A 14355-nucleotide genomic window follows, 5' to 3' on the forward strand; every position below is an offset into this window, starting at 1 on the left:
TCTAATTTAAAGCACATTAGCGGTTCCTTACATGTGACACAATTCTCTCGACAAAGAGAAAAACGTACGGAATCATTAGCCCTATAACCGTGCTAATTAAGTGAAAATAGTTTGGCAACGAAATGGCTATTGCGACTGCCGCAACACCTGATCCAAAGCGAAGCGCTGTACCAAGTGAGCCTATTTTCTTCCCTTCACTAATGGATCGATCAAACTTTTCCATCCGGCGAACTAAAATCCAAAAATTATACGTACCAAAAAATGCACCTACTGCGATGCCCGCAAAAACAGTTTGATAGGGAGTGAATCCCCAGCCTAATGCGCAGAGTGCAAGCAAAAAAAATAACGCCCTCTTCTGCACAGCAAAAATGTGATGCAAATCTAGCATTGGTTGTAATCTCCTGAATCATTTTTTCGAGTAATGAAAACGTTTGCTGACCACTATGTGAAATCAGAAAAGAGCAGTGAAAAGCACTACTCACAGCGGAATAGTAATGGGAGAGTCATTTCAATTACAGGTGTAAATGCCCAAAAATAACTTACACCCCTTACCGACTCGGTAAAAACCGAAACGCACAAAACGTTGCAAATCGACAGTTTTATTTTGAACTGTCAATTTAGTAGAAAGTTGATATAACAAGTGTTTCAACGTCCTATTTATGAACAGAAACCCTTATCATTCTTACCCTTTGTAAGCATACAATAGGTGATATTTGAAGTCAATTGGTAAAGGAGAAAAACTTCACAGCCTCTATACTCTTGTCAAATTGTTGACAAATTTGTGTATGAAATTTCATAGTTTCAAAACCTCCTATTTTCTTGACGCATTAAAAAAGCTAATTTACGACATGATTATGCTCGTAAATTAGCTTACCCATTCCAATAGGTACATTAGACTTATTTTTCACAATAAAAATTAGTACATTAATTAGTTTTTAGTAAAAATCCTAGCAATGCCTCTACAATACGCTTAGATGCATGTCCATCCCCATAAGGATTTGATGCTTTTGCCATTGCTTCGTAGGCGTTTTTATCTGTTAGTAACTCTTTAGCTAAGGCATAAATTGTTTCCTCTTCTGTTCCTGCTAGCTTTAATGTTCCAGCTGCAATCCCTTCTGGACGTTCTGTTGTATCCCTAAGCACTAACACTGGTTTCCCTAATGATGGGGCTTCCTCCTGCACGCCTCCTGAATCCGTTAGGATCATATATGAATTGGCTGCAAAGTTATGGAAATCAAACACTTCAAGTGGCTCTATTAAATGCACACGATTATTTTCACCTAAGATTTCATTGGCAATTTCTCTTACAGCAGGATTCATGTGCACAGGATAAACAACTTGTACATCCTCATGCTCTGCTAGTATTCTTGTGATCGCTTTGAACATATGACGCATTGGCTCACCTAAATTTTCTCGACGGTGTGCCGTTAATAAAATCATGCGATCCTTACCTATTTTTTCTAATACTGGATGAGTGTAATGCTCGCTAACCGTTGTTGCTAATGCGTCAATAGCTGTGTTACCCGTCACGAAAATAGTATCTGGGTTTTTATTTTCATCTAGTAGATTCTTTTTAGATACCTCTGTTGGTGCAAAATGCAAATCAGCCATCACACCTGTTAGTTGACGATTCATTTCCTCAGGGTACGGTGAATATTTGTTCCACGTACGAAGACCAGCTTCCACATGTCCGATAGCTATTTGATTATAAAATGCCGCCAAGCTGGCAATAAAAGTCGTCGCTGTATCACCATGTACTAAAACGATATCAGGTTGTGCTTCTTTCATTACTTTATCTAAGCCCTGTAAAGCGTTTGTTGTGACATCAATTAATGTTTGACGATCCTTCATAATATTTAAATCATAGTTAGGTGTAATTTTAAATGTCTCTAGTACTTGATCAAGCATTTGGCGATGCTGTGCTGTTACGGTTACAATAGATTCTATTTGCTCTGGATACTTTTGTAACTCTAAAACGAGAGGAGCCATTTTAATTGCTTCTGGTCTTGTACCAAAAATCGTCATTACTTTCCATTTCTTTGTCAAAACGATCTGCACCGTCCTTTTTGTTATTGTATGAGAAGGTTAGCCACATCCGTTGATTGCTATCAAGAGATGTACTTGCCCAAACATACTATGAAACGCCCTTCAATTTGAAGGACGCTTTAACAAGTTATTAGTTTCTTCCTAAATAAAGGAATTTCATGTATTGATGTTTATTTTGTACCGAATAGGCGGTCTCCTGCATCACCTAGACCCGGAACAATATAGCCATGATCATTTAATTTTTCATCAAGAGCAGCAATGTAAATATCTACATCCGAATGTTCTTCCTGAATAGCTTTTACGCCCTCTGGTGCAGCGATTAAGCACATGAATTTAATGTTTTTAGCTCCACGTTTCTTCAATGAATGGATAGCTTCCACTGCTGAACCACCAGTTGCAAGCATTGGATCTACAATAATGAAATCACGTTCTTCAACATCTGCAGGCAATTTTGCATAATATTCAACTGGCTTTAATGTTTCAGGGTCACGATAAAGACCAATATGTCCAACTTTTGCAGCTGGGATAAGCTTTAATACGCCATCTACCATGCCGATACCTGCACGTAGAATTGGTACGATAGCAAGCTTTTTACCAGATAGTACTTTTGTTTTTGCAATGGTTACAGGTGTTTCAATTTCAATTTCTTCTACAGGCATATCACGTGTGATTTCAAATGCCATAAGTGTTGCTACTTCGTCTACTAGCTCACGAAATTCTTTAGTTCCTGTGTTCTTATCACGAATATAAGTTAACTTGTGTTGGATTAGTGGATGATCAAATACATAGACTTTGCTCAAAGGGATTCTCTCCTAACCGTTCGGATTTCATTTTTATCTCAACTAGTATAACAGAAAAAAGGAGTCGCCTCAAAAATAAATTTAGGACGACTCCTTTTGTTATAGTTCTTTTGACAAAAATAAGTTATTATTCAAGGATTGTATCTAATTGTTCAATTGTCATTGGTTTATAGTAGAAATACCCTTGTCCCACAGTACAGCCAAGCGTACGTAAAATTTCAACCTGTTCCTCTGTTTCAATCCCCTCTGCTACTGATGTCATCCCTAAATTTAATGCCAGTTGAATAATAGAGCGCACTATAGCCAGTGTTGCAGCATCTTCAATTGCATTAATAAAGCTCCGATCAATCTTTAATTCAGAGAACGGTAATTGTTGCAAATAACTTAATGATGAAAAACCTGTGCCAAAATCATCTACTGATGTTTTAAAGCCATAGCTCTTTAGCTCTTGAATAATTTTATAGGCAGATTGGAAATCTACTAGGCCAATATTTTCTGTTACCTCTAAAATGATATAACTAGGATCAATCTTATATTTCCAAACTAGTTTTACTGTATCCTGAACAAAATGTGGATAGTAAAAATGATCTGGTGAAATATTGACTGCTACTCTCACTAATTTTTTTCCTAACCGTTGACGCTGTGAAAGCCATGAGAGTACAGTTTCTAGAACTTGAACATCAATTTCCCGAACCTTTCCCACACTTTCTGCTACTGGAATAAAGATTGCTGGTGAAACAAAACCTAGCTTAGGAGAAATCCAACGTGCTAGAGCTTCAATACTTTTAATTTCGCCATTACGTAAATCTACTTTAGGCTGTAAATGGACTGTAATTTCTTTATTTTTAATCGCTTGAGATAAATGGTTTAAAATGGTCATTTTCTGCACAAGTGCATCATTTTTCTCTGTCGTAAATATTTCTGTATGTGTACCTGGCTTATCGATAGCAAAGGAGAGAGCATTGTCAGCAAAACGGATTGCATCATTGATTTTTGTACTATTATTATAAGAAGCAATACCTGTTTTTAACGTTATATAGATTTGCTTTCCTCCAATAACAAATGGCTGACGAATTGTTTCCTTTATCCGCACTTCGTAATCTTGTAAATTTTCATGCTGTGCTATTGTAGACATAATGAGACTAGAACTTGTAAATCTAGCAACATATTCATGGTATTCAGGCTTGTCTTGCTCAAGTCGTTTGGCAAGTTGTCTTAAAAGTTCATCACCAATTTCCCGTCCGTATAATTCGACTACTTGGTGAAATTCACTTGGTTTTAATATTTTAATAAAGCCACTTTGACCCTGTTCAACTACTTTTTCAAGAGAATTAACGAAGCTGTGGCGATTTGGTAAACCCGTTGTAATATCTGTGTAGGCTAAACTCCATATTTTTTTCTGCGTCTTCGCATACGAAAAAGCTAAGGCAACTAGTGCCCCCATTTTCCGAAACATATTTTTCAAAAACTTTTGGTCACTTAACGTTTTTTGACCAAATATCGAAAAAAGTCCTATCACTTGCCGTTGTTGATTGCGTATTGGTATAAACCAACCATATGGCATTTGAGACAATGTTGCATATTTTTTATGTTCTACAGGAATATCTACTTCATCTAAATTTTCAATGAACGTAGATGTTTCTGACTGCATAATTTCCGTAAAAAATTCATTGTTTTCACAACATTTTGGTACACATCGTGATTCATCCTCACCTGTAAATACTTGCAATTGTTTTGCGTCCTTTTTAATGAGAACCATACTTGAAATATTCGGCATGAAAAATTCATCAAGTCCACGGCATATCATTTTCATTTTTTGTTCAAAGCTGCTATCTCTTTCAATCGCCTTGTACATATCATTTTCTAAACGCATAAAGAAATCTTCTGTATGATAATAGGTAACATCCTTCACAAGTACTAGAACAAATTGCGTTACATTTGCCTCATTACAAAATGGTAATGCTTGTATTTCCGCCCAAAAGGGGTGTTTATTAATGGTATTATGAGTAAGCTTCGCTTGTACCATTATGCCGTTATGTATTTTTTCTTTCATCATTTCAATGGTTGTCTTTTCTTCATCCATAGAAAGCCATGAAAAAAAATTAGTATTTAGGATTTGTGACCGCGAAGCATTTGTAAGCGTACAAAAAGAATCACTACATTCCAGTATGCACTGACAATTGGTTGAATCAAAAATAACGTAACTTTCTTTCGAATTATCCCCTAACTTGCGAATGCTGTTTAATAAAACATCATGATCTATGTCTAACGATTTAGTGACCATCCAACCCCTCCGTCTCTATCACTTCATCCCATTTCCATTGTACATAAAATTTAATTAAATTTTCACTTTTGTGAAAAAAAACTTCTTTTCTAGGACATTATCTGTCCTCAGCATACTATAATATATCCCTTTATACCTGCGTTATGTAAATTTATTCAAAAATAAGAGGATTATTCTACTTTATTAGAAAAAAGATGCATTTTACAGTTTAACCCTATATTTCCGAAAAATAAAAGACTGTGTTTAAAGTAAAAAATGTACTCTAAACACAGCCCTATTATTCTATTATGCGTATAATGGATGTTTATCTGTTAATGCTTTCACGCGCTCTTTTGCTTCCGCTTTAACTGCCTTATCGTCAGGATTTTTTAGAACAGCTGCAATAATTTCTCCAACTTCTTTCATATCTTCCTCTTTAAAGCCACGAGAAGTAACAGCTGGCGTACCAATACGAATACCAGAAGTAACAAATGGAGATTCAGTATCGTAAGGAATCGTGTTTTTATTCGTTGTAATACCTACTTCATCTAGTGCATGCTCAGCAACTTTACCTGTTAAACCAAGAGATTTAACGTTAAGTAGTAATAAGTGGTTATCTGTACCACCAGATACAATTTCAACACCTTCAGCAATTAGAACTTCAGCTAACGCTTTTGCATTCGCTTTAATTTGCTTCGCATAGTCTTTAAATTCTGGTTGTAATGCTTCGCCAAATGCTACAGCTTTAGCTGCAATAACATGCATTAATGGACCACCTTGTATGCCAGGGAAAACAGATTTATTTAGTTTTTGCTCCCATTCTTTTGAAGCAAGAATTAGTCCACCACGAGGTCCACGTAATGTTTTATGTGTTGTTGATGTAACAAAATCAGCATATGGCACTGGTGATTGGTGTTCGCCAGCCGCAACTAGACCAGCAATGTGCGCCATATCAACCATGAAATATGCGCCTACTTCGTCTGCTATTTCACGGAATTTAGAGAAATCGATTTCACGTGGATAAGCTGAAGCACCTGCAACAATAAGTTTTGGCTTATGTTCTAATGCCTTTTGACGTACATCTTCATAATCAATTACTTGCGTATCTTTTGTTACACCGTATTCCACAAAATTGTATAGAATACCAGAGAAGTTTACTGGTGATCCGTGTGTTAAGTGACCACCATGAGAAAGGTTCATACCAAGAACCGTGTCACCTGGTTCTAAAATTGTGTGGTACACAGCCATATTTGCCTGCGCACCTGAGTGAGGTTGGACGTTTGCATATTCCGCACCAAAGATTTCTTTCACACGGTCACGCGCGATATCTTCTACAACGTCTACATATTCACATCCACCATAGTAACGTTTACCCGGATAGCCTTCAGCGTATTTATTTGTCAGTACAGAACCTTGTGCTTCCATAACTGCTTCTGATACAAAGTTTTCTGATGCAATCAATTCAATATTTGCTTGTTGACGTTTTTTCTCTGCAAGAATTCCATCTAATACTGCTTTGTCTTGTACTGCTAATTTTTCATATGCCATGTTAGAAAAAGCCTCCTAAAGTATCATTTATCTATACCACAGATAAAAGTGGTAATTATTTATATACTGCACGTTCTCCGCCAATTAGCTTCGGACGTGTTGTAGCAATTGTGACAACTGCTTCGCCCACCATTTTTACTGATGTTCGAACTGGAACAGCTACCGCTTTTAAATGCATACCAATTAATGTTTGTCCAATATCAATACCAGCATGTGCCTGGACTGTTTCCACAACCACAGGGCTAGCAAATCTTGTGTAGGCATAAGCGGACATTGACCCACCTGCCGTACGTATTGGGACTACCGCTACTGGATCATAACCAAACTTTTCAGCTGCTGATGCCTCCATCGTAATAGCACGGTTAATATGTTCACAACCTTGGAATGCTAAATATAGCTGATGTTTTGATGCAAATTCTTGTAACGGCTCGTAAATGGCTTCAGCTATTTCCAACGCACCCGCTGTGCCAATTTTCTGACCAATCACTTCAGATGTAGAGCATCCTACGACAAAAATTGTATGGGGTCGTAAAATGACTTGCTCTTCAAATTCACTGAGTAACTGAGTCAAATGCGTTCGTATTTGTTTTACAACCATTAAGCTCAGCTCCTTCATCTATATTCATTAAAATCATGCCATGAATGACATCCTTTCCGAATGCCATTCACGGAATAATAAATCTTTATTGCTCTAGTTCTGTAATTTTTTCAATGCGGCGTGCATGACGGCCACCTTCGAAATCTGTCTCTAGCCAAGTTTGTGCAATTTCTCTTGCAAGGCCCGGACCAATGACGCGTTCACCCATCGCTAAAATATTTGAATCATTATGGCAACGTGTTGCCTTGGCACTAAATACATCATGCACTAATGCACAACGAATGCCTTTCACTTTATTTGCAGCAATGGACATACCAATTCCTGTACCACAAATTAAAATTCCTTTATCAAATTCTCCATTAGCAACACCCTCTGAAACTGGTTTTGCGTAATCTGGATAGTCTACTGAATCCGCAGATTGTGGACCAAAATCTTCGTAGCTAATTTGAAGTTCATCTAATAGCTGCATAATCTCACGACGTAAGTTATTGCCTCCGTGATCAGAAGAAATTGCTATTCTCACTGGGTTCCCTCTTTTCGAATTATAGTCAACCTTAGTGTACCACTTCTTTTCGAATAATAACATGATTTTTCTAGTATTTTTACGTTGATTTCCCACGAAAGACGAACGTTTATTGTATATTAACACAAAAACATTCACTTTTAAACCTATTTTTCTGTGGATAATGTGAATATCGTGTTAATAAGTTCGGATAACAGTCTTTTGTTGTAATATTCCATCTACTAAAGTTTTTTCAGCTTTTTACTTACAGTGGACATAAAGGCGACTTTTAGATAGAAATTTACTACTGACAAAAGGGAAGAAAAAAAGACTATACATAATCCGATTTTCATCGCAATTATGTATAGCCCATTGGACTATGCTTGTCTATCAAATTGTTGAATCATTTTATGCAATGCTTCTGATTGCTTTTTTAAACTTTGCGCAAGATGTTCAACCTGTTCAATTGCATGGGCTTGCTCTTCAGCAGCACTTCGAACTTCTTGTGCTCCCGCTGATGTTTCTTCTGCTATGGCTGCGACTTCCTGTGATTGTCGTGCTGTCGTTTCAATATTATGCATTTGCTGTTCAATTAAAGTAGAAATCTCAACAATTGCTGTCGCCATTTCATGGACATTAGATGCCATCCCTTCTACCGCTGTCGTTGTTTCAGAAACACGATCAGCTTCCTTTGTTGCAAAAGCCACTTGTTCGTTCATTTGTTTAACAACTACTTCTACATTTTGCTGCATGGACTGGATTAAAGCTGTAATGCCTTGGACTGCTTTCGCACTTTCATCAGCTAAACCACGTACTTCTTCCGCTACTACCGCAAAGCCCTTTCCATGCTCTCCTGCACGTGCTGCTTCGATTGAGGCGTTTAATGCTAATAAATTTGTTTGTGCCGCAATGTCACCGACTAAGCTAATAATGCGTTCTACTTGGCCAGCATTTTCTTCTAATGCATGAATGCTTTTTAATGCTTCATTATTACCCGTTGCAATTTGCTGGATACTATTTACTAGTGTTTCGATGGCTTTTGTTGTTGTCGTTAAATTATGTAGGATCTCTTTTGATTGCGATGCGGATGCCTCTGCTCTACTATTTACTTCAGTCGCAAGTGCTCGTACATCCTCAATTGCTTCAGCAGTATCTTGTACCGCTGTTGCAGATGCTTCTGCACCAGCAGAAATATGCTTCACTGTAGAGGCAATACCTTCTGCCTTTTTTGTCGCCACTCCTGCCTCATCAGAGAGTTGAATAATGGACTGATTTGTTTGTTGGAAGTTATGATCAATACTTTCCACCATTTGACGTAAATTTAACACCATTAGTTGGAATGCCTCTGCTACTGATCGAATTTCATCATTTGTTCTAGGCATTTGCACATCCTGTCCAATTTTCCCTTCTGCCACAAGAGTTGCAGAATGCTCAAGCTGCTGTAAAGGTTTGATTAAAATCACACTAAAAATAGCAGCCAATATACCTGACCATATAATACCTAATGTGTAAGTAATCACTTGAAACAATTTTCCATTAGTTTCAGGGAAAAAAGTCGGTTGTAAAAACTCAATGAATATAAAACTGACACTGTAGGTAATTAATGCAAGAACACTAACAAACAACACTAATTTAAGTCGTAAACCAAATTGTTTTTTCATAGGGCCCCTCAATTCTTTTCTAGTTTTTTAATTAGTTGATCAATCAATTCCTTTAATTCTGCAAATGTTGCTTCGTATATTGCTTTATTGCCCCCATAAGGATCTACTACATTTTCGAGACTACCTTCATTTGTATACTCTTTCAATGTATACACTTTATATTCGGATCCTGGATAATTAGAAATGACGGTGTCTTTATGAGCAGACGTCATTGTCAAAATCAAGTCAGCCCACTCTATTTCAGCAAATGATAATTGAGTTGCTAAATGTTGATGTGACATTTGGGCTTCATTTAGTACTTGTTGCGCATGTGCTGACATGTGTGCATTTGGCATTGCATAAATACCTGCTGATCGTACTTCTACATTGTCTACTCGTTTATGTTTTAAAATGACTTCGGCCATTGGACTGCGACAAGTATTGCCTGTACAAACAAATAATATTTTCACACTTATCACTCTCCAGTTTGATCTATTGTTGAATAGCTAGAATACCCATGATGATGAATATAATCCCAGCAACTATTTGAATTTTATTACCAAAAAAGACTTGGCTTCTACGTGCAATGACTAATGACCCATAAGCACAAATTAGAGCACTTAACCCTGCACTCATGATAAAAATTGTTTTTTCTAAGTTAAGCATACCAAAAGAAACACTAACTGAAAAGGTATCTAGGCTTGCAGTCACAGCTAAAAGTACTGGAGAAATCGTTACTTTTTCATCTCGATGAGAGAATAATAGTAAATGCATACCAATACAAAATAATAAAATACTTGAAATCCATTGTCCCCATTCTAAAAGAAAACGTACTAAATAACTCCCTAATTCAAATCCTAATAATGGAAAAAGCATATGCAATGCAGCCGTCCATAGTGATAAAAATAAGCGATACCTAACATTTGGCAGCAAAACATATAGACCAATCACATCAACAGACGTTAATATACCTGCAAGAATTCCCTGCAAGAACGCACTCCTTCGCTCCCTAATATTTTATCATTTTATGCTAGCAAATACATTATTATCATAATTGCCTCTTGTAGAATTTCTTATATGAACAAAAAAAGGACAAAACACATGAAATTTTCAATGTCTTTTGTCGCTAACATAATTGAGTCATTGTTATTTAGATGAATACCATTTACCTCCAGAGGCTTTTTCCAGTCGATTCATAATGGCTGCTCCTACGCCTTCTGTTGAGGTTGTTGTTGCTAATATAATGGTAGCGTTTGTTTTATCACATGCTCTTAGTGCATTGTATAATGCGGCTCCCATTTCTTGTTTACTACCCATTTCTCCAATAGAGAAGTAAAAATCAGCCTCACTATTTTCAAAATTAGCTGGTGCAAGTAGAGCTACGGCATGGCCTTCGTGCTGCAGTTGCTTAACCGCTTCCCTAACTTTCTCCAATTGGCAGTCTATTAAATAGACAGGAGCATTCGGTGCATAATGTGTATATTTCATTCCTGGTGCCTTAGGAGTTGTGTCTAACTTCTGCTCAACTTTGTTCGGTTGAATAACAGGACCAATCTTAGCCTCAAGCATTTCCTTTGTAATGCCACCTGGACGTAAAATGACTGGTGGCTCATGTGTAACATCTAGCACAGTAGATTCAAAACCTATGCCTGTAGAGCCTCCATCTAAAATATAAGGTATGTACCCTCCCAAATCATCTAAAACATGGACTGCTTCTGTAGGACTTGGTTTACCACTACGATTAGCACTTGGCGCTGCAAGAGGTTTTTTAAGTTGTTGTAATAAAGCAAGCGCTACTGGATGATCAGGCATTCGAATGCCGACTGTTGATAATCCAGCTGTGACACTTTTAGCTAAGACGTTGGGCTTCGCTGGCATCACAAGCGTTAACGGTCCAGGCCAAAATAAATCCATGCATTGTTTAGCTACTTCTGAAATATGCTCGATATAAATCTCTACTTCTTCTTTTGTACCAACATGCACAATCAAAGGATTATCTGAAGGGCGTCCTTTCGCTTCAAATATTTTTTTAACTGCCAGATCATTTGTCGCAACTGCTCCTAGGCCATAAACCGTTTCTGTCGGAAATGCTACTACTTCTCCTGCATTTAAGATATCCACAGCTTGTGTATAATTAATCTGACTATTCACATTACTGTCCACAACCTTGCAAACAGTTTCCATGATTACAACCTACCTTCAATTATTGTTTTTTACTGAATTATCCACAAATTGTTTATAACCTATTAAAAAATGTGTATAAGTTATCTGAATTTGTGCACAATTCATTCAAAAAGTCCTTTAATCCATTCCCATATAAAGAATGTTACTTGCTCTTTTTCTTCGGACTCTTCCACTTTTACTTCTTCTTTTTCTGGCTCACAAATGGATGGGAAGATGCTGCACCACCAGTTATCCCCACGCGCATCACCAATCTTAACGACAATGGAATGATACACATTCTGTGGATATAGAACAGCACCTTGTCTTTTCGGTGGAAATAAGTTATCCCCAACTACAACCTGTGTATCCATCTGTGGATAATTTTCATTCAATTCTGTTTCGATTTGTTGTTTTAAAGAAAGAATTTGCTCATTCCCTGCAAATCCAGCAGTGGCAACTTGCATAAAGTAAGGCTTTAAATCTTCCGCAAGCTGCTCTTTCTCTCGCTGATCTTGTGTCGTATTACTGTTTGCAATAATGCGTATACGAAAATCCTTTTCTTGCTCATCATTTATAGCTTCCTTTGCAAAGCCTACTAATGATGGAATATATAAAATACATAGTTGCAAAGCAATCGCCACTACTACTAATCTAGCAAAAGCTAGAAAGATATTTTGTTTAGGTAATCTAATAATCTTGTATTCGTTTAACATAAAAATCCCTCCTTGCTCAACATTGTTGGCAAGTTCAAGAAACTTTATACATGAATCTCACAAAAAATCATTCGAGGTTTACCATTAATATCTTTTTCTATTGAAACTGTAGCCTGTGGAAAACTATCTTGAAAGAATTTAGCTACTTTTTCTCCTTGTGTATAACCAATTTCTAAACCTATTAATGCTGGGCTATTCATATAAAAGGGTAATTGTTCAGCTAATTTTCTATATAAAATAAGACCGTCTTCCTCTGCAAATAGCGCACTATGCGGCTCATGCTCAAGCACAACACTCGACATTTCCTGCGCTTCATCAAAGGCGATATACGGTGGATTGGATAAAACAATATCAAATTTCTCTCCTGCAAGCGGAGCGGTTAAATCGCCCAATCTGAAATCAATATCCGCCTCTAAGCGCTGGGCATTTTTTTGTGCGGTAGCTAATGCATCCTCTGATAAATCTGTGGCAATAACCGTTAACTCTGGACATTCTAGCTTCATTGAAATGGCAATGGCACCACTGCCCGTACCGATATCAGCTAGCTTCAATGTTTGATGTTGAAAAAGTTTTGGCAAGCGATTGATTGTTCCGAGTACTAATTCCTCTGTTTCAGGGCGAGGAATTAGGACCGATTCATCAACTAAAAAGGAACGACCATAAAATTCCTCACTACCAACACAATATTGAACTGGACGCCCACTTACATGTTCTTCTAGAAGTGCTTTAAATGTCTCTTGCTGCTCCGCTGTTAATTCATCCTGTAAATGTAACATGACCTCTGAATAACTAGTACCCAGTACATGTTGCATGACAATACGCGCTGCTGTTTGCTCACGACCGTTATCCACTAAAAAAGAAGAAGCCCACTCAAGGGCCTCCATCACATTTTTATAGGTCATCATTTAATCGCTCTAACTTCGATGCTTGCTCTTCTAAAATAAGTGCATCGATAATTTCGTCTAGTCTACCTTCAACGATTTGATCAAGCTTTTGAATCGTTAAACCGATACGGTGGTCTGTTACACGGTTTTGTGGATAATTGTATGTGCGGATTCGCTCAGAGCGGTCACCTGAGCCAACAGCAGATTTACGTGTAGCATCAATTTCCTTTTGCGCCTCCTGCATATACATATCTGCAACGCGGGCACGTAGAATTTTCATCGCTTTCTCACGGTTTTTAATTTGTGAACGTTCATCCTGCATTGAAACTACCACGCCTGTTGGTAAATGGGTCATACGAACAGCAGACATCGTTGTATTTACGGATTGACCACCTGCACCTGAAGACGCAAATGTATCTACACGAATATCTTTTTCATGGATCTCAACATCTACTTCTTCAACTTCAGGTAAGCACGCTACTGTTGCTGTCGATGTATGAATACGACCTTGTGACTCTGTAGCAGGGACGCGTTGTACACGGTGGGCACCATTTTCAAATTTGAATTTTGAATAGGCTCCTTGTCCGTTTATCATAAAGATTACTTCTTTATAGCCGCCCATTGGGTTCGGTGTAGCTTCCATAATATCAATTTTCCAGCCTTGTGTTTCTGCATAGCGAGAATACATACGGAACAAATCACCCGCAAAGATATTAGCTTCGTCACCACCAGCTGCACCACGAATTTCCATAATAACGTTCTTATTATCATTCGGATCTTTTGGAATTAATAAAATACGTAAACGTTCTTCTAGCTCTTCCTGCTGTGCTTTTAATAGGTTAAATTCTTCCTTCACCATTTCATGCATATCAGGATCTTTTTCGCTATCTAACATTTCACGTGTATCCACTAACTGCTCTTTAACACTTTTATATTCACGATAAGTATCCACTGTTTCTTGGATATCTGATTGTTCTTTAGAATATTCACGTAATTTCTTACTGTCATTAACAATATCCGGATCGCTCAAAAGCTCTGTTAGCCTTTCATAGCGATCTTCCACTGCTTGTAATCGATCAAACATGGATTTCACCTCTATTTAGTTTTTTAAGATGCTCCTTCTTTAAGGAGAAGCAGCTACAATCAAAATGACGCTTAGGCGTAATGGCTAATTTACATTTCTTATTTCCACTACTTA

Annotated in this window: 14 protein-coding genes; all 14 read right to left on the minus strand. The window is 37.5% G+C overall.

The annotated features are described in order from the left end of the window. Nucleotides 1-16: 16 nt before the first annotated feature. The 14 genes from ABC382_RS12700 to prfA all read right to left on the minus strand — a co-directional run bounded on the left by ABC382_RS12700 (nucleotide 17) and on the right by prfA (nucleotide 14241). Nucleotides 17-388 carry an ATP synthase subunit I gene (locus ABC382_RS12700; protein ID WP_004269472.1) on the minus strand — a complete coding sequence of 124 codons (372 nt, stop codon included), beginning with the start codon at nucleotides 386-388 and terminating at the stop codon, nucleotides 17-19. Nucleotides 389-924: 536 nt separating this feature from the next. Next, nucleotides 925-2046 carry a non-hydrolyzing UDP-N-acetylglucosamine 2-epimerase gene (gene wecB / locus ABC382_RS12705; RefSeq protein WP_412926897.1) on the minus strand — a complete coding sequence of 374 codons (1122 nt, stop codon included), beginning with the start codon at nucleotides 2044-2046 and terminating at the stop codon, nucleotides 925-927. A gap of 170 nt (nucleotides 2047-2216) precedes the next feature. Beyond that, a complete protein-coding gene (gene upp / locus ABC382_RS12710) occupies nucleotides 2217-2846 on the minus strand; it encodes a uracil phosphoribosyltransferase (protein WP_004269470.1) in 630 nt (209 codons plus the stop codon). A 127-nt stretch (nucleotides 2847-2973) separates the two neighbouring features. After that, nucleotides 2974-5130: an EAL domain-containing protein gene (locus tag ABC382_RS12715; RefSeq protein ID WP_412926898.1), complete on the minus strand. Its 2157-nt coding sequence runs from the start codon at nucleotides 5128-5130 to the stop codon at nucleotides 2974-2976. A gap of 285 nt (nucleotides 5131-5415) precedes the next feature. After that, a complete protein-coding gene (gene glyA / locus ABC382_RS12720) occupies nucleotides 5416-6657 on the minus strand; it encodes a serine hydroxymethyltransferase (protein ID WP_412926899.1) in 1242 nt (413 codons plus the stop codon). Nucleotides 6658-6712: 55 nt separating this feature from the next. Next, nucleotides 6713-7255, minus strand: coding sequence for a TIGR01440 family protein (locus ABC382_RS12725; protein ID WP_412926900.1), 543 nt, complete (start codon nucleotides 7253-7255; stop codon nucleotides 6713-6715). An 85-nt stretch (nucleotides 7256-7340) separates the two neighbouring features. Continuing rightward, nucleotides 7341-7778, minus strand: a complete 438-nt coding sequence (rpiB, locus tag ABC382_RS12730) for a ribose 5-phosphate isomerase B (RefSeq protein ID WP_274795552.1) — start codon at nucleotides 7776-7778, stop codon at nucleotides 7341-7343. A 356-nt stretch (nucleotides 7779-8134) separates the two neighbouring features. Beyond that, entirely contained in the window at nucleotides 8135-9418 is a 1284-nt protein-coding gene (locus ABC382_RS12735; protein ID WP_274795551.1) for a methyl-accepting chemotaxis protein, read from the minus strand. Between the two features lie 8 nt (nucleotides 9419-9426). Further along, complete coding sequence (locus tag ABC382_RS12740; protein WP_412926901.1) at nucleotides 9427-9867, minus strand: low molecular weight protein arginine phosphatase; 441 nt, start codon at nucleotides 9865-9867, stop codon at nucleotides 9427-9429. A 22-nt stretch (nucleotides 9868-9889) separates the two neighbouring features. Then, on the minus strand, nucleotides 9890-10387 hold the full coding sequence (locus tag ABC382_RS12745) for a manganese efflux pump MntP (RefSeq protein ID WP_274795549.1): 498 nt from the start codon (nucleotides 10385-10387) through the stop codon (nucleotides 9890-9892). Between the two features lie 156 nt (nucleotides 10388-10543). Continuing rightward, on the minus strand, nucleotides 10544-11581 hold the full coding sequence (locus tag ABC382_RS12750) for an L-threonylcarbamoyladenylate synthase (protein WP_412926902.1): 1038 nt from the start codon (nucleotides 11579-11581) through the stop codon (nucleotides 10544-10546). Nucleotides 11582-11682: 101 nt separating this feature from the next. Then, nucleotides 11683-12273, minus strand: coding sequence for a stage II sporulation protein R (locus ABC382_RS12755; protein WP_412926903.1), 591 nt, complete (start codon nucleotides 12271-12273; stop codon nucleotides 11683-11685). Nucleotides 12274-12317: 44 nt separating this feature from the next. Continuing rightward, a complete protein-coding gene (gene prmC / locus ABC382_RS12760; protein ID WP_412926904.1) occupies nucleotides 12318-13178 on the minus strand; it encodes a peptide chain release factor N(5)-glutamine methyltransferase in 861 nt (286 codons plus the stop codon). Beyond that, nucleotides 13165-14241 (minus strand): peptide chain release factor 1, encoded by a 1077-nt coding sequence (gene prfA, locus ABC382_RS12765; RefSeq protein WP_004269459.1) that lies wholly within the window; start codon nucleotides 14239-14241, stop codon nucleotides 13165-13167. The genes prmC and prfA overlap by 14 nt, the downstream gene beginning before the upstream one ends. Nucleotides 14242-14355: the final 114 nt, after the last annotated feature.

This window comes from Lysinibacillus phoenicis (assembly GCF_047238325.1).
In the GTDB taxonomy this organism is placed as follows: domain Bacteria; phylum Bacillota; class Bacilli; order Bacillales_A; family Planococcaceae; genus Lysinibacillus; species Lysinibacillus irui.